A 25,503-nucleotide genomic window follows, 5' to 3' on the forward strand; every position below is an offset into this window, starting at 1 on the left:
CGGTGTCCTGTCCCGTGCCGGGTCGGTGTCCTGTCCCGTGCCGGGTCGGTGCCGGGTCGGCGCCCAGCCCGTGCCCGTCCTTGCCGGGGTGCTACCGGCGGATGAGGCGGAAGACGGCCGTGAGGGCGAGGGCGGTGAGCACCAACAGGATCCCGGTCTCGACGAGTTGGATCGGCACGAGGTCGCCGGAGGGGTGGTAGCTCAGCCAGGTGCCGGTCGCTCCGTCGCACCGGTGCTCGCCCGCGCACTTCGCGGTGCTGACGCGGCTGCCGTCGGCCAGGACCGTCTGGACGTCGACCAGCCACGCGTTGGTGGGCTGCATGGCCCTGAGCGGAGCGACCACGTCGACGGTGGGGTGGAAGGACGGCCGAGCCCAGTGGATCAGGCCGTGGGTGATCGCGACCAGCGCGCCGGTGAGGAACATCGCGGGCAGGGTCCGGCGCACCAGCTGGCCGACCAGGACACCCAGGGCCAGGGCGAACAGCGACCAGGCGATCGGTGCCAGTCCGAGTGCCGGATAGGTGAAGAACTGGAACGGCGGGTCGAAGGCGACCGGCCCGTGCACGATGTCCGTCCACCACACCCAGGTCATCAGCGAGGCGAGCACACCGGTGGCGGCCAGGACGGCGAGGCCCGGCCCGGTGAGGCGGGCGACCAGCCAGCGCACCGGGCTGACGGACTGGGCGCGGATCAGCCGGATCGTGCCGCGCTCGTGCTCCTGGGCCAGCAGCGGCGCGCCGATGAACACGCCGATCAGCAGCGGGACGGCGGTGACGGCGGGCTGCAGCACCGAGGTGAACCAGTAGTTCGGCTGGTTGATCGGTGAGAGGAGGGCCCAGCACCGGGGGCTGTCCCAGCTCTCGGGGCTGTAGCAGCCCGTCTGCCGCAGCACGCCCACGATGTGGTGGGAGACGATGTGGATCCAGAGGAGGTCGGCCGCCAGGAGGGCCACCAGTGCGGACAGCATCCAGAGAGTGAACCGACTCTGACGGAACGTCAGCCAAAGTAGCCCGCGCATGCGGAGGGTGCCGGTGCGCTCCCGGCCGGCGGGTGCGGGCGTCGTCTTCGCGGGGTCGGTCAGGATGTCGGTGCTCATGCTGCCTTCTCGTCGTTCGCCGGGGTGGCGGCCGGGCGTGCGGCGTCGGGGCGGGGGCGGGCTGGGGTGTTCGGCTCGGCCGGGGTGAGGTCGGCGGGCGCGCGGAGGTAGCCGAGCAGCAGCTCCTCCAAGCTGGGCCGTTCGCTCTCCCAGGGGCCGTCCAGTGGTTCACCGGTGCGCACCAGTGCGGTTGCCTGGCGTCCGCCGATTCGCTGCTCGACCACCAGTTCGGGCGGGAGTGCGGCGCTTCCGGCGGGGCCGGTGAGCAGCCGGTGCCCGTCCAGGATGTCATCCAGGTCCCCGGCCAGCCGGATCCGGGCGCCCTGGACGAGCAGCAAGTGATCGATGACACCGACGAGTTCGGGGAGGATGTGTGAGGAGACCACGATGGTCGTGCCGCGTTCGGCGGCGGCCGACATCAGGGTGCCCATGAGCTGGTGGCGGGCGAGCGGGTCGAGGTCGGCCATCGGCTCGTCCAGCAGCAGCAGTTCGGGGAGCTTGCCGAGGGCGAGGGCCATTGAGACCCGGGTGCGCTGACCGCCGGAGAGCGATCCGATCCGTGTCTTGGGGCGCAACTCGCCCTGGTCGACGATCTGTTGGGCCAGCTCCTGGTCCCAGACCGGGTTGAGCTCACGGCCCATTCGCAGGGTCTCGGCGACGGTCAGGCCCGGGTAGAGCGGCTTGTCCTGTGCGACGTAGGCGACCCGGGCGCGCTCCTCCGGGGTCCCGGCCGGTTCGCCGAAGACGCGCAATTCGCCCTCGGTGGCGATGAGTTGCCGGGCCGCGAGGGAGAGCAGGGTGCTCTTGCCGGCGCCGTTGGGCCCCACCACGCCGCAGATCCGTCCGATCGGGACGGTGAAGTTGCAGTCGCGCAGCGCCCAGCCGCCTCGGTAGTTCCTGCCGAGCCCGGCGGCCTCCAGCGCCGGAGCCACGGTTGTCGGGTTGTTCACCCGGTCCCCCCACTGTTCTCGGTTCTGTGTTCGGTGCTGCCGGGGAGACCCGGCGTGCTGGTGGTGCGGTGGTGCGTCCCGGCATGCCTCGGTGTGTGGCGTCCGGGAGTCGGTGCGCCTCGGTGTGCGATGTCCGGGAGTCGGGGTGTCGTCGGTTCGAGCGCCGTCAGTCCGACGGTCTCGGGGGCGCCCCGCTGTCGAAGCGCTGCTCCAGTGCGGAGGTCATCAATGCGGCGATGTCCTCGCGCTCAAGCCCGGCGACCCGGGCCCGATCCACCCAGCCGATCAGCTCGGCGCGCAAGGGCCCGTCGGCCGCTGCCTCGGGTCTGGCGAGCGAACGCCGGACGAAGGTGCCGAGCCCCGGGCGGGGTTCGACCAGCCCCTCGCGTTCGAGTTCGCGGTAGGCCTTCAGCACGGTGTTCGGATTGATCGCGGTCAGTTCGACCACCTCGCGGGCGGTCGGCAGCTTGTCTCCGGGTTGCAGCAGTCCGAGCCGCAGCGCCTGTTCGGTCTGCTGCACGATCTGCTGGTAGGTGGAGACGCCGCTGCGCCGATCGATGCGGTACTCGATCACGCCCGTTGCGGCCTTTCACTAGTCGAATAGTGGAATGGTGGCCCACTGCGGCGTTCGGGTCAAGCCGGACCGGGGCGGGACGTGTGAGTGGAAGCCGGGCCCCGGGCCGCATTGGGTCGAGCCGCGGACCGCCTTGGGGCCGAGCTTCGGACCGCCTCGGCTCAGCCCAGCGCGTCCGTCGGGGCGGCGACGCAGGCATCCAGCCGCTCCTCGACGGCTCGCGCGGTCAGTTCCGCCCTCCCTGCCCCCCGCCCTGCCCGTGCCACCGGCTGCACTTCTTCCGAGCAACCGAGCGGGTCCCGCATTCGCCGGTACAGTCGCTCACTCGGGGTCGCGGCCTCGGCGCGCTCCAGGTGGAACGGCTCGACGAACATCCGCAGCCCAGGTCACGGGTGCCGCCGTTCCGTGTGCGGATGGTCAGCCTCCGCATGTCGGCGGTGGTGCCGCCGTGCAGCGGCGCGGTTCTGATGATCCGTTCGCCGACCTCCAGATGCCGACGTACCCAGGCCAGGGTCAAGGCCGGACGGCCTCGGCTCCGTCCTGGTCGACCACCGCGTCACCTCGTCATCCGGACGGCAGCACGCGCAAAGCCCTTCACGGTGGCAGGCCCTCGACGACCACGGCCGCTACCTCGGCCGGTCAGGGGCGCTTGAGGAGGAGCAGACCGTCCCGGTCGACCAGCCGGTGGTAGCCCTGCTCCTGGTAGAGCACCAGCATCCGGGTAGTGGCGGCGGTGGCGCACGGGGACTGCACGCTGGGATCGCGAAGGTCCACGGCCACCCACTCCGGACCGGGGGTGACCGCGTCCTGGCACACCAGGGTGACCTCCGCCCGGGCGGTGAGCTGGGCGGCCAGCCGGTTGGAGGCGGCGACAGTGGCGTCGTCGGGTATCAGGCGGAGCATCGACCGGGTCTCGGTGAGTCTGGGGGAGGTGCTCCACGCCTCGGGCATCACCACCTCGTGCAGCGGATAGAGCGGCAGGGTCACGGCCGTCACCAGGGCCGTCACGGCGAGTGCGCGGCGGACGCGGCGGGGGCTGGTGGCGGTGGGCGCGGAATCGGCGTGCCGCTCGGCGCGGGCGCGCCGGACGGCGTCGACCAGGGCGGCGAACACGATCGGCATCAGGACCGCGCTGTAGTGGTAACTGACGCCCCAGTAGTGCGGGTTGGTGGACAGCAGCCGCCAGAGGAGGGTGGGTGCGCAGAGCAGGACGAGCGGCGAGCGCAGGCAGAGGAAGCCGGCCGTGGCGGCCAGCAGGAACAGCAGCAGCCACTTGATCGGCGGCCAGCCGAGCCGCAGGGGCACCGTCCAGGCGGGGGAGTGCCCGCCGGCGCCGTCCAGCTGCTGCCAGTAGTCGAAGTCGCCATGGGGGTTGAACGCGGGCAGGAGGACGAGCAGGGTGAGCGCGCTCGCGGTGACGCCGACGGCGGCGAGGACGAGACCGGGCAGCGGAGCGCGCCGGTCCCGGCGGGCCTGCCAGGCGATCAGCAGGCCCACGGCGGCCAGCGTGAGCCCCAGGTCCTCCTTGACCAGCAGCAGCGGCAGTGACCAGAGCGCGGCGGCGAGCGGCCGGCGGCGGCCGAGCGCGGTGGCGGCGAAGGCCAGCAGCGGGACGGCGAAGGCGATCTCGTGGAAGTCGTCGGCCGCGGCCCGGACGATCCCCCAGGAGGCCCCGGTGGCGCAGCCGACGAGCAGGGCCACCCGCGGCCCGGCCACCTCGTGGGCCCAGGTGGTGAGCGGAACGACGGCCAGCGCCATGAGCAGGGCCTGGGCGACCACCAGGGTGAGCGGGCTGGGGAAGGCCCGGTAGGCGGGGGCGAGGGTGGCGATCAGGGGGTGGAAGTGGTCGCCGAGCAGGTCGTAGCCGGGCGCCTTGAGCGGCACGATCGGGGGCCGGCCGTGGGCGTACGCCCGGACGGCCTGTTCGAAGATGCCCAGGTCGTAGGCCTTGGTGAGGCCGCGTCGGTGCCGGTTGACGGCGACGCAGGTGTAGAGCGCGGCGAAGGTGGCGGCCAGGCTCCAGGCGAGGGTGGCGGGGCGGAGGGGGCGCCGGAGGTGGGCCTGGGGGCGGGCGTCCGGGTGGGCGTCTGGGTGGGCGTCTGGGTGGGCGTCTGGGTGGGCTTCGGTCGGGTCGACCGAGGAGAGGGCGGCGGGCATCGGCGAAGTACCCTTTCACTATTCGATTAGTGGAAGGGTGGTGGAAGTCCGAGCGGGCGTCAACCTCGGTCCGGCAGCGCCGACCGGGCCTTTGACGTGCGCGTTTGCGGCTGCCGGAGGGGCGTTGGAACAGGCGAGGACCCCACCGTCGCGGGAACGAAGTGGGGTCCTCGGCAGCGGGACGACCCGCCGGTACTACTTGCCGAAGCTCGCCAGGGAGGCCAGCGCCTCCGCCTCGGAACCCTTGTAGACGCTCATCCGCGGGTCCAGCACCCGGACGCCGCTCTTGAGCGGGAAGTTCTGGGTGCTCGCGAGGGGCATGTTCTCCTGGTCGGCCAGCACGTTGAGCTCGTTGATGCCGGGGAGGGTGCCGGTGGTGGCACCGCTCGGGTCGAGGTCGATCACCGCGTAGGCGCTCTTGCCGGCCGGGACCGAGTACCGCAGCGTGCCGTTCGCGAGCGCGGGCTTGATGTTCTTGCTCTGGTCGCGCGCGGCGGAGTCACCGAGGTCGACGGTCGGGACGGCGTCCAGGCTGCAGGCGCTCGCACCGGTGTTGTGCACGTCGATCACGTACTGGTTGGCCGACCCGCTGCGCGCCGTCACGTGGATCGTGAGGTTCTGGATGTCGCACGGGGCGCCGGCGGCGTCGGAGCCCCCGGCGGGCGGGGTGTGGGCGGTGGGGCGCGCGGTCGCGCCCGTGCCCTTCGTCGGAGCGGCGGTGGCCGGGCTGCCGGCCGTCGGGGGCTTGGCGGCGGCCGAGCCGGTCACGGAGACGGTCGCGTTGCCGGTGACCGTGTCGGTGTTGTCCGGCCCGCAGGCGGTCAGTGCGAGCCCAGCCCCGGCGACGAGGACGACGGCGGCGAGCAGCGGGCGACGGTTGCGGACGGACATGGTGGCTCCCCGGTGTGGTGTTCCTGCCGACTTGCTTGGACACACCACAAGACGGCAGGTGGAGGGCGTTCGGTGCCATCGGTGGCGTCACAATCGTCAGGACATGACAGGGATCGGACTGTGACAATCGATCGGCTGCGGACGGTTGACATGACGACGGTTGGTCGGTCGCCAACTCGGCGGTTTGGTGCGGAGTGTAGCGATATGTCACCTGTCGGCGGTATTCGTTGTCAGTGGGTCGTCGGCCCGGCCGGGCGCGGTGGGCGCGGTGGGCGCGGTGGGCGCGGCGGGCCGGAGCCCGGACAGAGCTGCGCCCGGGTCGGCGCCGCGCCGTGCTGTACCGCCGTACCGCCGTACCGCCGTACCGCCGTACCGCCGTGCCGCCGTGTCGCTCAAGGAGTGGGTGGCACGGCGGCGTTCGGGGCTTCGCGGGATCAGGTCGTGCAGTAGCCGTCCAGGCCGGGGATCAGGTGGGTGTCACCGGCGGTGTCGACGGAGGTGGCGTCGTCTGCCGGGCCGCGAGCACACCACGCGCGGGGATGGCCACCAGCAGTGCGGCAGCGACGAGGAGTCCGCTCGCCCACAGTGGCCCGAGGTCTCCGGCCGCTGTCCCGAGGCCGGCCGCGGCGACGAGGGGTCCGGCGACGGCACCGGCGTTGAGGGCCGCGGTCGCGTAGGAGCCGGCCATGGTGGGGGCTCCGGCGGCCTCGTACAGGACCCGGGTGATCAGCGTGCTGCCCAGCGCGAACGACAGCGCGCCCTGGACGAACACCAGGGCGAGCAGGGCGGCCGGGCGGTCGGCCAGCACGGCCAGGGTCGGCCAGCCGACGAGTAGGAGCGGACCGCAGGCTGTGACGACCAGGCCGGAGCGCCGGTCGGACAGCCGTCCGGCGACGGTGACACCGGCGAAGGAACCGGCGCCGAAGAGCGCCAGGGCGACGGAGATCCACAGCTCGCCCAGCCCGGCGGCGCCGGTCACGACGGGGGCGAGGAAGGTGAAGCCGGCGAAGGTGGCCGCGTTCACGAGCGCGCCGAGCAGCATGACCAGGAGCAGGCGCGGGCTTTTGAGCCGCGCGAGCTCTGCTCGCAGTGGTGGCCCGTCAGCCGCGTGCTGCCGCGGGCGGCGTGCTGGGAGTCCGGTGAGGATGCCGACCGCCGCGGGCAGGCAGAGTAGGGCGACGGCCCAGAACGTGGCCCGCCAGCCGAGCAGGGCGCCGAGCAGCGATCCACTGGGGACGCCGGCGATCGTGGCCACCGTGGTGCCGGACAGCAGCACGGCCAACGCTCGTCCCTTCTTGTCGGCGGGAACCAGCGTGGTGGCGGTCGTCAGGGCAACGGCGAGGAACCCGGCGTTCGCCAGCGCCGCGACCACTCGGGTCGCGCACAGGACCGGGAAGCTCGCGCCGGCGGCACCCACGGCATGGGCCGCCGAGAACACGAGGACGAATCCGAACAGGCTCGACCGTACGGGCCAGTGGCGGGCGAGTCCGGCCATGAGCGGGGCGCCGACGATCATGCCGGCCGCGAAGGCCGAGGTGAGCGCGCCCGCCGTTCCGACGGTGACGCCGAGATCCGAGGCGATGGCCGGCAGGAGGCCGGCGAGCATGAACTCCGAGGTGCCCATGGTGAAGACCGCCAGGGCGAGCAGGTACAGCGGGAAAGGCATCGAGTGGCTCCGAGGTGAGGAGAGGCACGAGAAGGTCATCCCGTCACCGCGGTCAGCACCCAGGGGCGCACTCATCCGGCCGCGGAACGCGGCGGGACGGCTGTGGACTCAGTGGTTCAGGGGGCTGACGGCGTGACCGAAAGCCCCCACCTCGTCTGACTCAGGACTCGACACGGCCCGCACGCTATCCGACCGGGGGCGCCGAAGCACCTCCATTTCACTGCGTCGGCCTGTGCCGCCCGCGTCGGCCCTGTGTCGCCGACCTCCGGTCCCACGGCGTCAGCTGTCGCGGACCGCGTAGCCGCCGAGGGCGCTCTGGAGGCGGTCGAAGGCGTGGGCGGCGGAGGGGCGGACGGCGGCGGCGATGGTGGGGTGGTCCTGGCCGGCCAGGGTGCGGCGGAAGATCTCGGCGAGTACGGCGCGGTCGACGGCGGCGAGCAGCGCGGCGGCGACCCGGCTCTCGAAGTCGACGGGTGCCGCGTGGGCGGCCTCGGCCAGGGCTTCGGCGAGGGCGGCCTCGCTCTGTTCGTGCAGTTCTCGCAGTCGGGCGCCGAGCGCGGGGCTCTCGGCGATGGTGCGGGCGAACTCGGGGCCGGAGAAGCCGAGTCGTGGATCGTGCCGGTCCAGCCCGGCCAGGCAGTCGCGGCGCAGCGCGGCGAGGGCGGACTCGCCGGGGGCGCGCTCGGCGACGGCGCGGGCGAGCCGGTTGACGAGCTCCTCGTGCAGGTCGAGGAAGAGGTCCTCCTTGCGCGGGAAGTGGTTGGTGACGGTCATCTTGGCGACCCCGGCGGCGGCGGCCACCTCGGCGATGGTCGTGCGGTCGAAGCCGTGCTCGATGAAGAGCCTGGTCGCGGCGTGCGAGATGGCTTCGCGGGTGCGGCGCTTGTTGAGCTCGCGGAGGTTCGGAGTGCTGCCGGTGTCGGTCATGGTGGGGAGCCTAGCGCAGTTCGCTGGGTCGAGCACAGAAATTAGGCTTGACCTAATCAATCGGTCCGTCCTAAGTTCCTCTCCAGGCGGTCGGAGCGACCGCCGGTGGGACGTACCGGACGAACCAGACGAACCCGGAGGAGGGCGCATGACCATGGCGGTCACCAGAAGGGGCAGGCCGGGGAGGGGCGCGGAGGCGGTCCGGCCCGCGGGGCCCGAGCCGTTGCCTTCGGGCCTGTGGAAGATGGCAGTGGTGCTCGCACTGGGCCCGGTCCTGGCCCTGCTGGACACCACGATCGTCAACGTCGGCATCGAGTCCGTCGGCCGCGAGCTGCACGGTTCGGTGGCATCGGTGCAGTGGGTGGCCACGGGGTACCTGCTGGCGATATCGCTGACCATGCCGCTCGCGGGCTGGGCCGGCGGCCGGTTCGGTGCCCGGCGGGCGTGGCTCGCCTCGGTCGTCCTGTTCGTGCTCGGATCCGCGCTGTGCGGCCTGGCCTGGTCGACGGGCAGCCTGATCGCCTTCCGGGTGCTGCAGGGCATCGGCGGCGGCATGATCCAGCCGCTCGGGCAGTCGATCATGGTGCAGGCGGCGGGGCCGTCCCGGATCGGCCGGGTGATGGGTACCCTGCTGCTCCCGATCAGCCTGGCCCCGGTTCTGGGGCCGATCCTCGGAGGGGTGGTGCTGGAGCACCTGGACTGGCGCTGGATGTTCCTGCTGAACGCGCCGGTGGGGCTGCTGACGGTACTGCTGGCGGGCTGCTGGCTCCCGGGTGAGGACCGGTCCGGGTTCCAGCGAACCAAGCTGGATGTGACGGGTCTGGTGCTGCTCTCGCCGGGGCTGACCGCGCTGGTCTACGGGCTCTCCATCATCGGCGGTGGCAGTATGGCCGGCCCGGTGGCGCTCGCGACGGGGGCGGTGCTGCTGGCGGCCTACGGGTGGCACGCACTGCGGAACGGACGCCGAGAAGGCCGGGTGCCGCTGCTCGACCTGCGGCTGTTCGCCCGCCGGGGCTTCGCGGTCGCGACGGCGAACAGCTTCCTCCAGGGGGCCGTGCTGTACAGCTCGATGTTCCTGGTGCCGCTCTACTACCAGCAGGTAGAGCACGCCGGAGCGGTGGCGGCCGGGCTGCTGCTGGCGCCGCAGGCGCTCGGCACGGCGGTCACCTCGCTGTTGGCCGGTCGAATAGCCCACCGCGTCGCACCGCGTCCGCTGATCCTGCTCGGCATCGGCTGCTCGCTTCTCGGCACGCTGGTCTTCACCCGGCTGGGCCACGGCTCCGGCCCGGCCGACTGGCTGGTCGTCGGCTCGCTGGCGCTGCGCGGGATGGGCATGGGGATCATCGTGATCCCCGGAATGGCGGCGGTGTTCGGGAGCGTTGAGAAGGCCCATGTGCCGGCCGCGGCCGGCGCGGTCAATGTCCTCAACCGGCTCGGCGGGGCGCTCGGTACGGCGGTGTTGACGCTGGTGCTCCAGCGGGCGGAGGTGGGGCACCCGGGTCAGCCCGGCGAGGCCTTCGGTGCGACCTTCTGGTGGGTGCTGGCCATGTCGGCACTCTCGATCGCTCCGGCCCTGCTCTACCCCGGTGCTGTCCGTAAGGCAGGCTGACCGGCTGCCGGTTCATGATCATTCATCAGTATCCCTTCGGACCAACCCGACTCAGCCCGACTCAACTCGCCTCGATCCGATGCCATCCGATGCCATCCGATCCAATCCGACTCACGTTGACTGTGGAGGACCCCTTGTTCACCAAGCGCCCTGACGGCGAGCACGCAGGCGGTCTGCGTCTGCTCACCGTGCACGCCCACCCCGACGACGAATCCAGCAAGGGCGCGGCGACGCTGGCCCGGTACGCGGCCGACGGCGTGGACGTCCTGGTCGCGACCTGTACCGGCGGTGAGCGCGGTTCGGTGCTCAACCCGGCGCTGGACCGTCCGGATGTCCGCGCAGACCTCACCCGGATCAGGCGCGAGGAGATGGCGGCCGCGCGCGAAATCCTCGGTGTGCGGCAGCAGTTCCTCGGGTTCGTCGACTCCGGGATGCCGGGCCCGGACGAGCCGCTGCCGGAGGGCTGCTTCGCCGCCCAGCCGGTGGAGGTCGCGGCGACACCGCTGGTCGCGCTGATCCGGGAGTTCCGTCCGCACGTCGTGATCACCTACGACGAGACCGGAGGGTACCCGCACCCGGACCACGTCATGACCCACACGGTCACGGTCGAGGCCTTCGAGGCCGCTGCCGACCCGACGCGCTACCCGGAGGTCGGCGCACCCTGGCAGGCGTCGAAGCTCTACTACCACCTGGCGCTCTCCCGGCCCTGGTTCCAGGCGCTGCACGATGCCATGACGGAGCGCGGGATCCCCTCGGAGATGGACGAGTTGCTCGCCGAGTGGCCCGACACCCCGCCTGCCCTCGCGACCACCACCCGGATCGCCTGCGGCGAGCAGTTCGCCGTACGGGACGCGGCGATGCTGGCGCATGCCACCCAAGTGCAGCCCGACGTCGCCTTCATGGCCCATCCGCGGGACATCGAGCGGGAGGTCTGGCCCACCGAGGACTACCACCTGGCGCGCAGCTTCGTCCCGAGTGCCGACGGCCTGGCCGGTGCCGGAGGCGTCGAGACCGACCTGTTCGCGGGGCTGCGGGCAGGCGTGGGCGTGGGGGAGGTGGCGGGATGAACGAGAAGTGACTTGTCACCGGACTGGTAGCCGGTGGTCCCAAGCGGAGGTGCCCCGGGCGGAAGGACCCTGGCCGAAGTGACCCTGGCCGTAGTGGCCCTGGTTGGGGAGGGCTTGAGCCGGGCGACTGCTGTGCTGCGAGGGCGTGGCGCGGCACCTGGGCCGGACGATGCGACGGCGGAGGCCAGGGCGGTCGGAGCGGGGCGGCAAGCTCTACGCCCACGGGACCGCCACCTGCGCAATCCTGACGCCCCGTCCGGTGGCCTGACCGTACCGCCCGTCGTGAGCACCCCGATCCCGACCAGGTGCTCAGAGCGCAGCCAGGACCCCGCAGAGCGCAAGGAGGCCGCAGATCCCGAAGTTGACCAGTTTGTGCGACAGGAAGACCGCCGCGAACTCGCGGATGGTCGCGCTCGGCCAGTAGTACCGGGCGGTGGGCGAGCCGAAGACGTGCCCGTTGACGCCGGTCTTGCGGGCGATCAGCGCGGCCCGGAAGGCGTGGAAGTTGTTGGTCACCACGACGCAGCGGTAGCCGGGCCTGGCCTGCTCCATGATGGCCCGGCTGAGGAGCAGGTTCTCCTCGGTGGTGCGTGAGCGGTCCTCGCGCTCGATGTGCTCGGCGGGGAAGCCGCGTTCGACCAGGTAGTCCGCCATCGCATGGGACTCCGGCAGCTTCTCGTCCGGCCCCTGACCGCCCGAGGTGATCAGTACCGGCGGGTTGCCGCGGGCGGCCTGGGCCTCGTACACCTCGCGGCCCCGGTTGAGCCGGCTGGCCAGCAGGGGCGGGACGCGCTCGCCGCCGATCAGTCCGGATCCGAGGACGACCACGAAGTCGACGTCCCGGCGCGGTCGGTGGCGACCGTACAGAAAGGCGTAGCCGACGAAGCAGACGAACAGGAAGGAGATGTACCCGACCACCAGGACGGCGGTGCCGGCGAGGATGCCGAGCCGGGGTGAGTGGGTGGCGATGGCGGCGAACAGCAGGGCGATGACGGCGATGATGCCCAGACCGGCGAGCAGGGACAGCAGATTGGCCGGTCGGGTGCCCTCTTTGCGGATCATGGTCACGCCGTTGGCGAGCAGGAACCAGACCAGGGCCACCGTTCCGACCGTCGGCAGCAGGACGATCGCCACCGCCGCGAGCTCCGCCACCAGCGTGGGCGCCTTGCGGAGTTCGGCGACCAGGGCGAGCGAGAGGAGTGACACGGCGATGCCGAGCAGGACGGCGTTGCTGAACCGGCGGCGGTCGCGCAGCACCCCGAATCCGAACAGCAGGAAGAACAGGGCTGCGGGGGCGTAGGCGAGCATGCTCCGTATCGTAGGGGGAAGGGGATGTGTGGATCATCCGTGCGAATGGCTGGGTGCCTCAGGGGCGTACGGCTTGGCGGGGCGTACGGCGAGGCGCTGACCGGCTCCGTCAGATCCCGATGGCCAGTCCGAAGGAGTCGTCGAAGGGGGCGTAGCCGACGCAGAGGATCAGCCAGAAACCCAGCCCGCGGCGGTCAGGCCGGCCGTGATCCGTCCGAGCGGGCTGCGCTGCTCCTTCGGTCGGCTCCGGTGGCGGATGCCGTGGGCGAGCCCGAGCACGCCGAGGGCGGCGAGCGCGTACGCGCCGGCCGCGCTGGCCTGGTGGAGCAGTTGGGTGAGGATGAAGGCCCCCGCCAGTGAGGCCGTGGTCAGGGTGAGCGGGGCCAGGCCGCCGGGAAGGGCTCCGCTTCAGCGGATCCCCTCCACCGCCGCCTGCGCCGCCCGGGCCAGCTCCCGCCGGGCCCCGGCCCGGGTGGGCTGGGGCCCGGGTGGCGGGATCGGCGGCAGGAAGGTGACGTCGGCGACCAGCCCGCGGACCGCGACCACCCGGGCGAGCGAGGTGAGCAGTCCCTCGTCCCCGATGAACGCGGGCGCGCTGGTGGGCCGTCCGTCCGCCAGCCGGTAGCGGATGGTGACGGGCTGGACGAACGCGCCGGCCTCCACCGCGGCCTGGAACAGTGCGGGCCGGAACCGGCCGCTGTCCCGCCCGCACCAGGTCGACCCCTCCGGGAAGACGATCACCGGATGTCCGGAGCGCAGCACCTCGGCCACCGTCGCCACGGTGTCCGGGAGGGTGCGCAGCCGGTCGCGGTCCAGGAACACGGTGCCGCCCCAGGCGACCAGTGGCCCGAGCACCGGCCACCGCCGGACCTCGGTCTTGGCCAGCGAACGGCCCGGCCGCCCGGCCGCGAGCAGTGGGATGTCCAGCCAGGACACGTGGTTGGCCACCACCAGGGCCCCGTCGGCGGCCACCGTCGTGCCGCCGACCGCGCCGGCCGAGCCGGGGGTGCCGGGCGTTCGGGGCGTCCCGAGGTGGACGGTCACCCCGAGGGTGCGCAGCAGCACCCGCGCCCAGAACCGGATCAGCCGGGACCGGGTGCTGTAGGGCAGTACCCGCACCGGAAGGCTGAGCAGCACCCCGGCCAGTACCGCCGTCAGACAGGCGGTCAGCCGCAGTGCCCGCCGGGGGTGCGAGACCTCCGGCGCGCGCTCGCTCAGGCAGGTCTCCGGGCGGCAGGTCGCGGTCGGCAGCCAGACGCTCATGACGACGCGCCCGGGGCGGCCGTTCCGGACAGGAAGTGCCGCAGGTAGCGCGGATCGGTGCGCTCCAGCGACAGCAGCACGTACAGGTCGGCGCAGTTGAAGTCCGGGTCGTACGCGGGCTCGCCGCAGACCCAGGCGCCGAGCCGCAGGTAGCCGCGGAGCAGGGCGGGCAGGGCGCCGCGCTCGGCCCGCGGCACGCCGGTGGAGTCCCAGCGGCGGTGCGGGCTGACCCGGTACTCCTCGGGGGCCAGGTGCTTGGCGCTGACGGTGTCCCAGACCCGGGCCGCGATGGCGCCGCCGTCGGCCAGGTCGATGGAGCAGCAGCCGCCGACCCAGGTGTTGCCGGTGTCGGCGAGGTAGCGGGCGATGCCGCCCCACATCAGGTTGATGACGGCGCCGTTGCCCCGGTGGTCGGGGCGGATGCAGGAGCGGCCGAGCTCGACCAGGCCGGGCCGGACGGGCGCGAGCGCGGAGAGGTCGAACTCGCCTTCGGAGTAGAGCCGTCCGGCCCGGCGGGCGGCCTCGGGGCGGAGCAACCGGTAGGTGCCGACCACGGCGCCGCCCTCGCCCTCGCGGACCAGCAGGTGGTCGCAGTACTCGTCGAAGGGGTCGACGTCGAGTCCGGCGACGGGGCTGTTCAGGACGGCGCCGAGTTCGGCGGCGAAGACCTGGTGGCGCAGCCGCTGGGCGGCGCGCACGTCGTCCTCGTCGCGGGCGAGCGAGACGGTGTAGGCGGCCGGAGCCGGAGCCGGAGCCGGAGCCGGAGCCGGAGCCGGGGTCGAGGGCGAGGGCGAGGACGAGGACGAGGGCGAGGACGAGGACGAGGCCAGGGTCGAGGCCGGGGCCGGCTGGTTGCGGGGCGCGGGGACCGCCGGGGCGTCGTGGGTGGGGGCGACTGCGGGCGGAGCGTACGTGGGGACGGTGGTCATGGCGGACCCTCCAGGGCAGCACGGTCGGCGGTGCCGTGGATCGCCATGGCACCGTCCCGGCCCGCAGGGGTTGGGCTTTCGGACGCGGACCGGTCTCCGTATGTGTCTCCAAGTCGGTTGGAATTCACGTTGCGGCCCGGCGGAGCGCAGATGTGCACCTGTTGAATGGGACCACCCGTGGCGCGCCGTGGCCTGCCGGTCATCTGCCGGGCACCGCACGGTCGTTCGTCCGGGGTGGACAACGGGGGCGCGCACCTGCTTCGTGCGCGCCTCCCGTGTCACCCTCCCGTGTCACCGTCCCGTGCGGTGCCCCGTGCCACCCCCCCCGTACGGTGCCCCCGTGTCACCCCCCCGTGCGGGCGGTGAACAGCCTGGCCCCCGTGTCACGCCGCCCGGGTAGTGCTCCCGTGCGGTGCCTGCGGTCTCAGAACGCCCGCCAGCCCTGCGGGTCGACGCCGCCCGGGACCGCGCCGCCCGGTCCGTACGGCTCGCGGGTGTAGATGAAGGAGCCGATGTCCAGGTGGCTGACCGTGCCGTCGGGGTGCCGGACCACCCGCAGGGTCTCGCCCGCGTAGTAGTCGTCCAGACCGAGCCAGCTGCCGTCCGGCTGCGGCCGGAAGCGGGAGCCCCGGCCGCCGGCCAGCGAGGCCAGCTCCAGGACGCCCTCGGCGCGCAGCCGCAGGACGTTGGGCGCGGCGCCCCAGTACCAGGGCCCGGTGAGGGCCAGCAGGTCCTGGTCCACCTCGGGCAGCGGGCGCCAGGGTTCGGGCAGCCGGGGCTCGTGGGCGGCCGTGATGCCGATCAGCTCTGCGGCCAGCTGATTGCTGCTGCCGCTGGTGGCGTTGGACAGGACGTAGGCGGCCAGGCCGTCTTCGGCGCAGACCCACAGACAGGCCGTGAAGCCGGGCACCGAGCCGGTGTGGCCGTACAGCAACCGGCCCTCGTGGCGGCGCAGTTGCAGGCCGAGCCCGTACGAGGAGCTCCAGTCGGCGTCGCCCGGGCCGACGGCGGGGCGGCGCATCTCGGCGAGGGTGTCGGGCTTGAGCACCGCGTCGTCGCCGGCGGCCAGGAAGGCCGCCCAGCGGGCCAGGTCGGCACCGGTGGACCAGAGTTGGCCGGCGGGGCCCATCAGGCCGGTGTCGGTGAGGGGTTCGGGCAGCATGACGTCGGCCCAGGGGTGGACGGCGAAGCCCCCGGCGTGCGGGTGCTGGGGCAGCAGGGTGGTGCGGTTCATACCGAGCGGGGTCAGCACCTCGCGGCGCAGCACCTCGCCCCAGGGTGCGCCGCGCAGCTTCTCGACCAGGGCGCCGAGCAGCGCGTAGCCGGGGTTGGAGTAGTGGTGGCGGCGCCCGGCCGGGTGCTTGAGCGGGCTCTCCTGCTCCAGCAGGTCGGCGAGTGCGGGCCGCAGCGCGCCGTCGGTCCGCTCCCACCAGGGTCCGGGCGTCTCGGCGGCCAGTCCACCGGAGTGGGCGAGCAGTTGGGCGAGGGTGACCGCGTCGGCCGGGGTGCCGGGCAGGTGACGGCCGAGCGGGTCGGAGAGGTCGACCAGACCCTCGTCGCGCAGCCGAAGCACCAGCACCGCGACGAAGGTCTTGGTGAGCGAGCCGATCCGGTACTGGACGTCGGTGTCCGGCGCGTTCCCGTCGACCATGCTGCGGGCGCCGCTCCACACCGGTCGGCCGTCCCGCACCACCCCGGCGACCAGCGACGGGGTGCGGACCTCGGACTGGGCGACGGCGATGCGGTGCAGCAGGGCGCGGCGGGTGGTGGGCAGCAGCTCTTCGGGCAGATCGGTCAGGTGATCACTTCTCAGCATGTCGGGGACAGTAACCCAGCGTCGGCCGGGGCCCGGGCGAATATCCGCTCAGCCGGCCGGCGGCGGCAGCTCCGGCCGCTCCAGCCACGCCTCGAACAGCGGCCCGAGCGGCGCCGTGGTGTACCGCGATGCGTGGGCGAGGAGGTCACGGGTGGCCACCACGCCGTGCCGGTTGGTGCCGGCCCAGTCCCGCAGCATCGCGAAGAACGCGTCCTCGCCGAGCGCCTGCCGGAGCGCGTGCACCACCAGGCCGCCGCGCTGGTACAGCCGGTCGTCGAACATCAGCCGACGGCCCGGGTCGCCCAGCGTGAGGTCCTGCGGCAGCCCGGCCAGCAGCCGGTGCGCGGCGGCGGCGTGCACGGCCGCGGCCGGGCCGCCGGCGTGCTCGGACCAGAGCCACTCCGCGTACTTGGCGAAGCCCTCGTTGAGCCAGATGTGCCGCCAGTCGGCGATCGAGACGCTGTTGCCGAACCACTGGTGGGCCAGCTCGTGCGCGATCAGCCGCTCGCGCTCCCAGCCGCCGCCGAGGTGGTTGGTGCCGAAGGTGGCCACGCCCTGCGCCTCCACCGGGACGTCCAGCTCCTCGTCGGCGACCACGACGGCGTACTCGCCGAAGGGGTACGGCCCGAAGACCTCGGCGAAGTGCGCCATCATCTCGGGCTGCCGGGCGAAGTCCCGAGTGAAGTCCTGGACCAGCCGCTCCGGCACGTACCCGGTCTGCGGCACGACGCCGCCCTGGGCCGGCCGGGCGGCCAGCGGCACCGGCCGGTAGTGCCCGATGGAGACCGTCACCAGGTACGGCGAGGTCGGCGCGCTCTGCTCGTACACCCAGGTGGTGCTGGAGGCCCGGGTGGTCCGGGTGAGCAGCCGGCCGCCGGAGAGCACCGTGAACGGGGACGGCGTGGTGACCGCCAGCTGGTACGTCGCCTTGTCGGCGGGCCGGTCGTTGCACGGGAACCAGGACGGCGCCCCGACCGGCTGGCTGGCCACCAGCGCGCCCTCGGTCAGCTCCTCCCAGCCCAGGCCGCCCCACGGGCTGCGCACCGGCCGGGGGTTGCCGGTGTAGTGCACGTCGACGGTGAAGGCCGCGCCGACCGGGAGGGCCTTCGCCGGGCGGATCCGCAGCTTGCCGCCGCGGTGGGTGTAGCGGGCGGCCTTGCCGTCGACCAGCACCCGCCCGATCCGGAAGTCGGCCAGGTCGAGTGCGAACTCGGCCAGGGCCGCGTCGGCGACCGCGCTCAGCCGGGCCGAGGCGGCCAGCCGGTTGGGCCCGGGCCGGTAGTCCAGGGCGAGTTCGTAGCGGTGCACCCGGTAGCGGTGGTCGCCGCTGTTCGGGAAGTACGGGTCCGGGCCGGCGGCCGCGGGCTGGGCGTGCTTGGGCTTCACGGGGCGGGCGCTTCCTGCGGGCCGGGACGGGGGCGTGCCGGGGGATCCGGGCGGCGGGGTGGTCACGGGGGTGGTCAGGGGTGGTCAGGGGTGGTGAAGGGCGGTCACGAGGTGGTCTGCCACGCCTCGATGGGGTTGCCCAGCCACCGGGTGTCGGCGGGGACGGACTCGGCGCGCATCACCAGCGAGGCCGGGCCCAGCGTGCTGCGCGCGCCCACCGTGCTGCCGGGCAGCACGATCCCGCCCGGGCCCAGGGTGGCGCCCTCGCGGAGGACCACAGTATCCATCCGCATGATCCGGTCGTGGAAGAGGTGGGTCTGCACCACGCAGCCCCGGTTCACGCTGACCCCGTCACCGAGGGTGACCAGGTCGGCCTCGGGCAGCCAGTAGCTCTCGCACCACACGCCGTGCCCGACCTTGGCGCCGAGCGCCCGCAGCCACAGGTTGAGCACCGGGGTGCCCGGCACCGCGCCGACCAGCCAGGGCACCGCCAGCACCTCGACGAAGGTGTCGGCCAGCTCGTTGCGCCACACGAAGCCGCTCCACAGCGGGTGCTCCACCGCCCGGAACCGGCCCACCAGCAGCCACTTCGCGGCCACCGCGACCAGGCAGGCCACGCCGCCCGCCGCCAGCAGCACCAGGCCGGAGAGCAGCGCCGCCCGCAGCGGGGAGCCGGCCGCCAGCCAGGACAGTGCCGCCACCGTCAGCAGGCCCAGCGCCCCCGAGGCCAGCACCGGCAGCAGCCGGGCCAGCTCGACCAGCCCGCGCGCCCAGCGCAGCCGGGCCGGCGGCTCGTAGGTCAGGCTCTGGTCCGCCTGGTCCGCCGAGCGAGGCAGCCGCATCGGCGGCATGCCCAGGTACGAGCTGCCCTTCTTCGCCTTCTTCGGCGTCGCCGACAGCACGCCCACCAGGCCCCGCTTGGGGACCGAGCGGCCCGGCGCGGTCATCCCCGAGTTGCCGAGGAAGGCCCGCTCGCCGATCTTCGCCTCGCCCAGGCGCATCCAGCCGCCGCCCAGCTCGTACGGTGCGATCAGGGTGTCGTCGGCCAGGAACGCACCGTCCCCGACGGTGGTCAGGCTGGGCAGCGCCAGCACCGTGGACACCTCGGCGCCCCGGCCGACCCGCATCCCCAGTGCCCGCAGCCACAGCGGGGTCACCAGGCCGGCGTACAGCGGGAACAGCACCTCGCGGGCCCGGTCCATCAGCTGGCTGACCGTCCAGGCCTGCCAGCTGACCCGGCCGTGCAGCGGGTGCACTCCGGGCACCAGGCCGAGGCTCAGCAGCCGGACCAGCACCACCAGCTGCGCCACGTACAGCGCGCCGTACGCCATGGTGGCGGGCAGCAGGCCGAGCAGCGCGCCGCCGAGCGCCGGACCGAGCTCCGCGCCCTGGTCGACGAAGCGGAAGAGCACGGCGAGGGCGGCCGCGGCCGGCAGCACCGGGAGCAGGCCGAGCAGGGCGTCGCCGGCGCCGTACACCGCGGCCCAGAGGGGCCGGCGGACCGGGGCCTGCTTCGGCCAGGACCACTCGGCCCGGCCCAGCTTGACGGCGGGCGCGCCGCCCCAGCGCTGGCCGGTCGGCACCTGGCCGGTGACGCTGGAGCCGGGCAGCACCTGGGAGTGCTTGCCGACCCGGGCCCCGGGAAGCAGCGTCGAACGGGTGCCGACCACCGCGCCGGCGCCGACCTTGACCTGCCCGACCTCCAGCCGGTCGCCGTCCAGCCAGTAGCCGGACAGGTCGACCTCGGCCTCGACGGCGCAGCCCCGGCCCAGCTTGAGCAGCCCGGTGACCGGCGGCAGCGAGTGGAGGTCCACCTCGGGGGCGACCTTGGCGCCCAGCGCCCGGGCGTAGGGGATCAGCCAGGCGCCGGACAGCCCGGTCGCGCCGCTCAGCTCGGTGAGCCGCTCGGCCGTCCAGAGCCGCAGGTGCACGGAGCCGCCGCGCGGGTAGCTGCCGGGGCGCAGCCCGCGCAGCAGCAGCCGGGCTCCGCCGGCTCCGATCGCCAGTCGGCCCGGCGCGGTGAACAGCACCAGTGCGCCCGCGCCGACCGCCCACCAGGAGGCGGTGGGCGCCCACGGGTAGTCGCCGACGTCCGAGAGCAGGTTCCCGGCGGCCAGCAGCGCGACCGTCCAGCGCAGCCCGACCACGGTGAACAGCGGGACCAGCAGCAGCAGTTGGAGCAGCTTGGCCCGGGTCGGCACCAGGGAGACGGTACGGGCCTCGCCGCCCTCACCGGCGGTGCGCTCCAGGTGGCGGGCGAGCTTGCGCAGCGTCGGGTGCTGGTAGATGTCCAGCACGGCGGCGTTCGGGTAGCGGGTGCGCAGCAGGGTGGTCAGTCGGGCGGCGGCCAGGCTGCCGCCGCCGATCGCGAAGAAGTCGTCGCGCGCGCCGCCCACCTGCACGCCGAGGATCTCGGCCCACTGCTCGGCCAGCCACGCCTCGGTGCCGTACAACTGCTCGCTCGGCCCGGCGGCCTCCAGCTCGGGCAGCGGCCAGGGCAGGGCGCTGCGGTCGACCTTGCCGGAGGTGCGGGTGGGCAGGGCGTCGACCGGGGCGAGCAGCGGCACCAGGGCGGCGGGCAGCTCTGCGCGCAGCCGTTCGACGGCCTGCTCGCGGTCGAAGTCGTCCTGGACGACCAGGTAGCCGACCAGCAGCTGGTTGCCGCCGCGCGCGGTGCGCACGGCCGAGGCCGCGCCGGCCACGCCGGGCAGCGCCTGCAGGGCGGCGTCCACCTCGCCGAGTTCGATCCGGCGCCCGCCGAGTTTGATCTGCTCGTCGGTGCGGCCGAGGAACAGCAGGCCGGCCGGGTCGGCCTGGACCAGGTCGCCGCTGCGGTAGGCGCGCTCCCAGCCCAGCGAGGGCAGCGGGGCGTACTTCTCGGCGTCCTTCTCCGGGTCGAGGTAGCGGGCCAGGCCGACCCCGCCGATCACCAGCTGGCCGGTGCCGCCGGGGGCGACCGGCTGCCCCGCCCCGTCCACCACGGCGAGGTCCCAGCCGTCCAGCGGCAGGCCGATCCGGACCGGACCCTCGCCGGTCAGCAGGGCGGCGCAGGCGACCACGGTGGCCTCGGTCGGGCCGTAGGTGTTCCACACCTCGCGGCCCTCGGTGACCAGGCGCTGCACCAGCTCGGGCGGGCAGGCCTCGCCGCCGAAGATCAGCAGCCGGACCTCGTTCAGCGCCTCGGCCGGCCAGAGCGCGGCCAGGGTCGGGACGGTGGAGACCACGGTGATCTCCTGCTCGGCCAGCCAGGGGCCGAGGTCGGCGCCGCTGCGCACCTGGGAGCGGGGGACGGGCACCAGGCAGGCGCCGTGCCGCCAGGCCAGCCACATCTCCTCGCAGGAGGCGTCGAAGGCGACCGACAGCCCGGCCATCACCCGGTCGCCGGGGCCGATCGGCTCCTCCTGGAGGAAGAGCGCGGCCTCGGCGTCGACGAAGGCGGCGGCGTTGCGGTGGGTGACGGCGACGCCCTTGGGCTTGCCGGTCGAACCCGAGGTGAAGATGATCCAGGCGTCGTCGGCCGGGGTGGGACGCCGCTCCACGGCGGGCGGGCGCTCGGTGGTGGTGCTCAGGGCACGCCCGGCGCCGAGCACGGCGGCCACGGCGGCCTCGCCGAAGACCAGCTGGGCGCGCTCGTCCGGATCCTCGGCGTCCACCGGGACGTAGGCGGCGCCGACGGCCAGCACGGCCAGGACGGAGACGTACAGGTCGTTGGTGCCGGAGGGCACCCGGACGCCGACCCGGTCGCCCGGGCCGATCCCGGCGCCGGCCAGCCGGCCGCGCAGCTGCTCGACCTCGGCGGCCAGGGCGCGGTAGCTGAGCACGGTGGTGCCGTCGTCCAGGGCCGGTTCGTCGGGGTGGGCGCGCACGGTGGCGTCCAGCAGATCCACCAGGGTGCGTGCGGCGGCGGCCGGGCGGCCGGGGAACAGCGCGTACGCCGGGTCGGCCGACGGCGGCTCGGTGTACCGCTCCGAGTGGATCGGTTCAGTGCTCATGACGGCCGTGCGCTCCTCGTCCTCGCCCCGTTCCTGCCGATGCCCGGCCCCCTGGGGCGGTGGGGGCACCGCCGGACCGGGGCTCCCACTCCGGGGCCGGAGCGGACAACCCGATCGATGGTAGCCCCGGGCCCGGCGCCCGGCAGGAGCCCGAACTCAGCCCAACTGGGGCCGGACTGGCCAAATCTGACGTCATGTCAGCTGACAACTGAGGCTTCGGCCCCAAGATGTGACGGATCATCAGTCGAATTGACGGATCGTCAGGTGAAGTGGTCGAGAGTGATCCACGCCACAGCGAACGCTGCTCCCTTCGGGTGGCGGGCCCGGCGTTTCGGCCTCGCGCCGGTCCGCCACGCCGACGGATCGGCTCGGCGGAAGCGCTCCGGCGGTTCGCCGCGTTGCGCAGGCCGACCGCGAGCGGGTCGGCGAGCTGCTGCCCCCTCCGGCCGGCCCGGCGGGCGTCGCGGGCCACCGTCTGGCTGCGCGGCCGGCGGACGGCGTCGTGGCGGGCGAGCACGCCCGCCATCGTCGGGCCGCTGGGCGCCGGGCCGGGGTGGGCGGGGAGGAGGTGGCGCCGGATCCGGCTGTGGATGCCGTCGGCCGCCACCACCGGCCGGGCCTCCGGTGTTCGGTCGCCGTGGCGCCCCCGGACCTTGGCGGGATCGGGCCTGGTGGCGGCCGCCCTCCGCGGCCCGGCGCGCGACTGACCAAGGCCGTTCCTGCGGATTCACCGGTGGTCGATCCCGGTCGTCCGTGACGGGTTTCAGGCCTGTTCCGGCGCCAGTTCGGCGGCGTAGCCGGCCAGCAGGATGCGGAGGGTGCGCCGGAAGCGCCGCTCGGGGTCGAGGCCCTCGCCGGTGGTGAAGGCCTGGGCGAGGTGGGGGTAGGTGGCCGGGTCCAGGGCGGAGAACTGTTCGGGCTGGGGTTCGGTGCCTTCGTGGTGGGGGGTTTCGCCGGCCTCGCTGAGGGTGTGGCCGAGGGTCCACATCACCACCGAGTTGAGGACGTCCAGGGCGTCGGCCAGGGGGACGCCGTCCTCGCGGAGCACGGTGACGCCGCGTTCCAGCAGCGCGAGTGCGGCGGGGGTGGCGGCCGGGCGGGTGGCGAGGACGGTGAGCATGGCCGGGTGGTCCAGCAGCATCCGGCGCAGGGCGACGGCGAAGTCGTGGACCACCTCCGTCCACGGGCCGTCCGGTTGGGCGAAGAGGTCGCCGGCGGAGAGTTCCAGCAGCCGTTCGACCATCCCGTCGAGCAGGGCGGCCTTGCTGGGGACGTAGTGGTAGAGCGTCATGCCCTCGCAGCCGAGGGCCGCGCCGAGCTTGCGGTTGGAGAGTGCGGCGAGGCCCTGTTCGTCGACGAAATCGAGGGCGGCGTCGATGATCTTCTCTCGGGTCAGGCCCGTCCTGGGGCGGGTGCGTCGGCCCGGCATCTGTTCCTCCTGGCTCCCGGGGTGGCCGGCCGAGGTGCTCCCGATCGGTCCTTGACAACTCTTGCAGTGCAAGAAAACAATAGCCGACGTCAACTTCTTGCGGTGCAAGAAAACGGATGGGGGAGAACGGCGTGCAGCTCGTCGCGGTGATGGTGCGCAAGCTCAACGAGGGTGTGGAGTACGGGGAGTTCCGCAAGGGCTGGATCCCGGACGAGGCGTTCCCGGACGACCCGCGGACCAGGGTGATCACCGCCACCGCGCTGGAGGACTCCCGGGAGGTCCTCACCATCGCCCTGATCGAGGGCGACCACGGGCCGGAGTCCATGGCGGAGTGGATGGAGCGTCTGGGTCCGGTGGAGGAGCGCCGCTTCGAGCGGATCAAGGACCTGGTGGGCCCGCCGTCGCTGAACGCGGTCTACCAGGTCGTCGCCGAGGACGACCTGTCGCGACCGATCGCCGAGTAGCGGCCGACCGCCGAGTGGCGCCGAGCCACCGAGCCACCGGGCCGCGGGTGACGCCGGGCCACCGGACCGGGGGCGGCGCCGGAAACCCGTGGCCCGGCCGATCGGCAGGGCTGAGTCGTCATCAGGTCAATCAACCGTCAAGTCCGTTCATTCACAGAATGTTCCGTGCGGAAATGACGGGAACTCCGGAAGAATTGCGCCGCCATGAGGTCTTCACACGGAGATCTCCGACTGACAGGCTGGGGCCGCCCTTTTCAGTACGGAGGAGGTTCCTTGTCCCGCATAACCACGTTGGCCGGAGCGGTCACCTGCGCGCTCGCCCTTGTCACCGGAAGTGCCGTGGCCGCGTCGGCCGCGCCGTTCGACCAGGCCCCGGGTGCGGCGGTCGCCGAGGCGAAGGTCGACCCCGTCGACTGGAAGCCCTGCAACCCCGATCCGAGCAAGCCGGATCCGGGCGGCTTCGACTGCGCCGTCTACCCCGTGCCGCTCGACTACGACGACCCGTCGGGCGAGAAGGTCGGCATCGCCATGATGCGGCACCGCGCGAGTGACCCGTCGAAGCGGATCGGCTCGCTGTTCCTCAACCCGGGCGGCCCGGGCGGCAGCGGCTACCTGTGGGCGACCACCACCCGCTTCGGCGACGAGGTGCGGGCCAAGTTCGACCTGGTCGGCTTCGACCCGCGCGGGGTGGCCCGGAGCAACCCGCTGAAGTGCTTCAAGACCCAGGAGGACGCCGACGCGGTCAACAACCGCATGGTGGGCGTGCCGGTCACCAAGGCCGAGATCGCCGAGACCCTGGACGCCGACCAGGACTACACCGACGCCTGCAGCAAGAACGCCGGCCCGCTGATCGAGCACATGTCGACCATCAACGTGGTGCGCGACCTGGACCGGATGCGCCGCGCCGTCGGCGACTCCCAGCTCACCTTCGCCGGGTTCTCCTACGGCACCCTGATCGGTTCGACGTACGCCGCGATGTACCCGAACAAGGTGCGCGCGGTCATCGTGGACGGCAACGTCGACCCCAACCTGCGCCTGCACAACGGCCTGGAGTACGACCGGCAGCGGGCGGGCGGCTTCGAGATCGCCCTGGACGAGTTCCTGAAGCGCTGCCAGGCCGCCGGCGCCCCGCGCTGCGCGTTCGGGGACGGCGACACCCGGGCGAAGTTCGACGAGCTCCGCGACCACCTGCGGACCAGCCCGATCACCCTGTCGAACGGCTCCCAGGTGACGCTGAGCAGCTTCACCAGCGAGGTGGCCAGCGCCCTGTACTCGCAGGCCAAGCTGGCTCCGCTGGCGAAGTCGCTGCAGGCGACCTACCAGGTGCTGCGGAAGCCGGCCGCGGCCGCCCTGCTGGCGCCGAAGGCGAACGAGTCGGACGAGGCGGCCAACGAGCTCACGGTGAACGTCCCGCGGGCGCTGCGCGAGGCCCCGACCGACTCCGAGTACACCGCCGACGACTCGTACATGGGCGTCAACTGCCAGGACAAGCCGTACCCGTCGAACGACCGGGTCTTCCCCAACGTCGCCAAGGCGTGGGAGAAGGAGTCGCCGACCTTCGGCCGCTACCAGGCCTTCGACGCCCCGGCGTGCGCGAGCTGGCCGGCCCCGGCCCGGGACGCCGAGCGCTTCAGCGGCCCGTGGAACAAGAAGACCTCCAACACCGTGATGGTGATCGGCAACCTCTACGACCCGGCCACCCAGTACAAGTTCGCCCAGCGGATGCAGCAGGAGCTGGGCAACGCGGTGCTGGTCAGCGTGGACGCCATCGAGCACTGCGCGGTCGGTCGCAGCAAGGCGCTGAACACGCTGGTGACCCGCTACCTGGTGGACGGCACCGCGCCGCAGCCGGGCCAGCTGCTCAAGCCGGACGCCGAGATCTTCCCGGCAGTCTGAGGGGACTCGCCCGGGACGACCGGCCGTTGAGGCCGGGGCCGTGGTGGGGGGCGGGGTCGGGGGGCGGCCCCCCGAGAGGGGAG

Annotated in this window: 18 protein-coding genes; 4 read left to right on the top strand and 14 right to left on the bottom strand. The window is 73.3% G+C overall.

The features are described 5' to 3' along the window. Positions 1 to 91: 91 nt before the first annotated feature. The 7 genes from ACFWIS_RS05850 to ACFWIS_RS05880 form a co-directional block, all read right to left on the bottom strand. Positions 92 to 1,096, bottom strand: a complete 1,005-nt coding sequence (locus ACFWIS_RS05850) for an ABC transporter permease (protein ID WP_380461767.1) — start codon at positions 1,094 to 1,096, stop codon at positions 92 to 94. After that, positions 1,093 to 2,046, bottom strand: a complete 954-nt coding sequence (locus ACFWIS_RS05855) for an ATP-binding cassette domain-containing protein (protein ID WP_380523484.1) — start codon at positions 2,044 to 2,046, stop codon at positions 1,093 to 1,095. Before ACFWIS_RS05855 ends, ACFWIS_RS05850 begins: the two co-directional genes overlap by 4 nt. Before the next feature lie 166 nt (positions 2,047 to 2,212). After that, positions 2,213 to 2,620, bottom strand: coding sequence for a GntR family transcriptional regulator (locus ACFWIS_RS05860; RefSeq protein ID WP_380461765.1), 408 nt, complete (start codon positions 2,618 to 2,620; stop codon positions 2,213 to 2,215). Positions 2,621 to 3,259: 639 nt separating this feature from the next. Next, positions 3,260 to 4,777, bottom strand: a complete 1,518-nt coding sequence (locus tag ACFWIS_RS05865; protein WP_380461764.1) for a DUF2079 domain-containing protein — start codon at positions 4,775 to 4,777, stop codon at positions 3,260 to 3,262. Between the two features lie 195 nt (positions 4,778 to 4,972). After that, on the bottom strand, positions 4,973 to 5,668 hold the full coding sequence (locus ACFWIS_RS05870; protein ID WP_380461763.1) for a DUF4232 domain-containing protein: 696 nt from the start codon (positions 5,666 to 5,668) through the stop codon (positions 4,973 to 4,975). Positions 5,669 to 6,134: 466 nt separating this feature from the next. Then, positions 6,135 to 7,334, bottom strand: coding sequence for a Cmx/CmrA family chloramphenicol efflux MFS transporter (locus ACFWIS_RS05875; RefSeq protein ID WP_380461762.1), 1,200 nt, complete (start codon positions 7,332 to 7,334; stop codon positions 6,135 to 6,137). A gap of 279 nt (positions 7,335 to 7,613) precedes the next feature. Next, positions 7,614 to 8,261 carry a TetR/AcrR family transcriptional regulator gene (locus ACFWIS_RS05880; protein ID WP_380461761.1) on the bottom strand — a complete coding sequence of 216 codons (648 nt, stop codon included), beginning with the start codon at positions 8,259 to 8,261 and terminating at the stop codon, positions 7,614 to 7,616. Positions 8,262 to 8,505: 244 nt separating this feature from the next. On the opposite strand from ACFWIS_RS05880, the gene ACFWIS_RS05885 reads away from it, so the two are divergent. After that, positions 8,506 to 9,870: an MDR family MFS transporter gene (locus ACFWIS_RS05885; protein ID WP_380461760.1), complete on the top strand. Its 1,365-nt coding sequence runs from the start codon at positions 8,506 to 8,508 to the stop codon at positions 9,868 to 9,870. 134 nt (positions 9,871 to 10,004) lie between these two features. Further along, a complete protein-coding gene (mca, locus tag ACFWIS_RS05890; protein ID WP_380461759.1) occupies positions 10,005 to 10,937 on the top strand; it encodes a mycothiol conjugate amidase Mca in 933 nt (310 codons plus the stop codon). A 309-nt stretch (positions 10,938 to 11,246) separates the two neighbouring features. Here mca and ACFWIS_RS05895 read toward each other — a convergent pair whose 3' ends face one another. The 7 genes from ACFWIS_RS05895 to ACFWIS_RS05925 all read right to left on the bottom strand — a co-directional run bounded on the left by ACFWIS_RS05895 (position 11,247) and on the right by ACFWIS_RS05925 (position 23,060). Then, positions 11,247 to 12,245 carry a YdcF family protein gene (locus ACFWIS_RS05895; RefSeq protein ID WP_380461758.1) on the bottom strand — a complete coding sequence of 333 codons (999 nt, stop codon included), beginning with the start codon at positions 12,243 to 12,245 and terminating at the stop codon, positions 11,247 to 11,249. A 408-nt stretch (positions 12,246 to 12,653) separates the two neighbouring features. Further along, complete coding sequence (locus ACFWIS_RS05900) at positions 12,654 to 13,508, bottom strand: lysophospholipid acyltransferase family protein (RefSeq protein ID WP_380461757.1); 855 nt, start codon at positions 13,506 to 13,508, stop codon at positions 12,654 to 12,656. Beyond that, entirely contained in the window at positions 13,505 to 14,437 is a 933-nt protein-coding gene (locus ACFWIS_RS05905; protein ID WP_380461756.1) for a GNAT family N-acetyltransferase, read from the bottom strand. The genes ACFWIS_RS05900 and ACFWIS_RS05905 overlap by 4 nt, the downstream gene beginning before the upstream one ends. Before the next feature lie 424 nt (positions 14,438 to 14,861). Beyond that, the gene (locus ACFWIS_RS05910) at positions 14,862 to 16,253 is read right to left on the bottom strand and encodes a serine hydrolase domain-containing protein (protein WP_380461755.1); all 1,392 of its coding nucleotides are present in this window, start codon (positions 16,251 to 16,253) and stop codon (positions 14,862 to 14,864) included. A 48-nt stretch (positions 16,254 to 16,301) separates the two neighbouring features. Further along, the gene (locus ACFWIS_RS05915; RefSeq protein ID WP_380461754.1) at positions 16,302 to 17,639 is read right to left on the bottom strand and encodes a M1 family metallopeptidase; all 1,338 of its coding nucleotides are present in this window, start codon (positions 17,637 to 17,639) and stop codon (positions 16,302 to 16,304) included. 104 nt (positions 17,640 to 17,743) lie between these two features. Beyond that, positions 17,744 to 21,631 (bottom strand): Pls/PosA family non-ribosomal peptide synthetase, encoded by a 3,888-nt coding sequence (locus tag ACFWIS_RS05920; RefSeq protein ID WP_380461753.1) that lies wholly within the window; start codon positions 21,629 to 21,631, stop codon positions 17,744 to 17,746. Between the two features lie 763 nt (positions 21,632 to 22,394). After that, positions 22,395 to 23,060: a TetR/AcrR family transcriptional regulator C-terminal domain-containing protein gene (locus ACFWIS_RS05925; protein ID WP_380461752.1), complete on the bottom strand. Its 666-nt coding sequence runs from the start codon at positions 23,058 to 23,060 to the stop codon at positions 22,395 to 22,397. Between the two features lie 131 nt (positions 23,061 to 23,191). On the opposite strand from ACFWIS_RS05925, the gene ACFWIS_RS05930 reads away from it, so the two are divergent. Both ACFWIS_RS05930 and ACFWIS_RS05935 read left to right on the top strand, forming a co-directional pair. Continuing rightward, the gene (locus ACFWIS_RS05930) at positions 23,192 to 23,524 is read left to right on the top strand and encodes a hypothetical protein (RefSeq protein WP_380461751.1); all 333 of its coding nucleotides are present in this window, start codon (positions 23,192 to 23,194) and stop codon (positions 23,522 to 23,524) included. 273 nt (positions 23,525 to 23,797) lie between these two features. Further along, complete coding sequence (locus tag ACFWIS_RS05935) at positions 23,798 to 25,420, top strand: alpha/beta hydrolase (protein ID WP_380461750.1); 1,623 nt, start codon at positions 23,798 to 23,800, stop codon at positions 25,418 to 25,420. Positions 25,421 to 25,503: the final 83 nt, after the last annotated feature.

This window comes from Kitasatospora sp. NPDC127060, from assembly GCF_042724935.1.
In the GTDB taxonomy this organism is placed as follows: domain Bacteria; phylum Actinomycetota; class Actinomycetes; order Streptomycetales; family Streptomycetaceae; genus Kitasatospora.

Coding starts and splice junctions, on each gene's coding strand:
- ACFWIS_RS05850 (WP_380461767.1), bottom strand. CDS start 1,096: ATGAGCACCGACATCCTGACCGACCCCGCGAAGACGACGCCCGCACCC.
- ACFWIS_RS05865 (WP_380461764.1), bottom strand. CDS start 4,777: ATGCCCGCCGCCCTCTCCTCGGTCGACCCGACCGAAGCCCACCCAGAC.
- ACFWIS_RS05870 (WP_380461763.1), bottom strand. CDS start 5,668: ATGTCCGTCCGCAACCGTCGCCCGCTGCTCGCCGCCGTCGTCCTCGTC.
- ACFWIS_RS05875 (WP_380461762.1), bottom strand. CDS start 7,334: ATGCCTTTCCCGCTGTACCTGCTCGCCCTGGCGGTCTTCACCATGGGC.
- ACFWIS_RS05880 (WP_380461761.1), bottom strand. CDS start 8,261: ATGACCGACACCGGCAGCACTCCGAACCTCCGCGAGCTCAACAAGCGC.
- ACFWIS_RS05885 (WP_380461760.1), top strand. CDS start 8,506: ATGGCAGTGGTGCTCGCACTGGGCCCGGTCCTGGCCCTGCTGGACACC.
- ACFWIS_RS05895 (WP_380461758.1), bottom strand. CDS start 12,245: ATGCTCGCCTACGCCCCCGCAGCCCTGTTCTTCCTGCTGTTCGGATTC.
- ACFWIS_RS05900 (WP_380461757.1), bottom strand. CDS start 13,508: ATGAGCGTCTGGCTGCCGACCGCGACCTGCCGCCCGGAGACCTGCCTG.
- ACFWIS_RS05905 (WP_380461756.1), bottom strand. CDS start 14,437: ATGACCACCGTCCCCACGTACGCTCCGCCCGCAGTCGCCCCCACCCAC.
- ACFWIS_RS05910 (WP_380461755.1), bottom strand. CDS start 16,253: ATGCTGAGAAGTGATCACCTGACCGATCTGCCCGAAGAGCTGCTGCCC.
- ACFWIS_RS05920 (WP_380461753.1), bottom strand. CDS start 21,631: ATGAGCACTGAACCGATCCACTCGGAGCGGTACACCGAGCCGCCGTCG.
- ACFWIS_RS05925 (WP_380461752.1), bottom strand. CDS start 23,060: ATGCCGGGCCGACGCACCCGCCCCAGGACGGGCCTGACCCGAGAGAAG.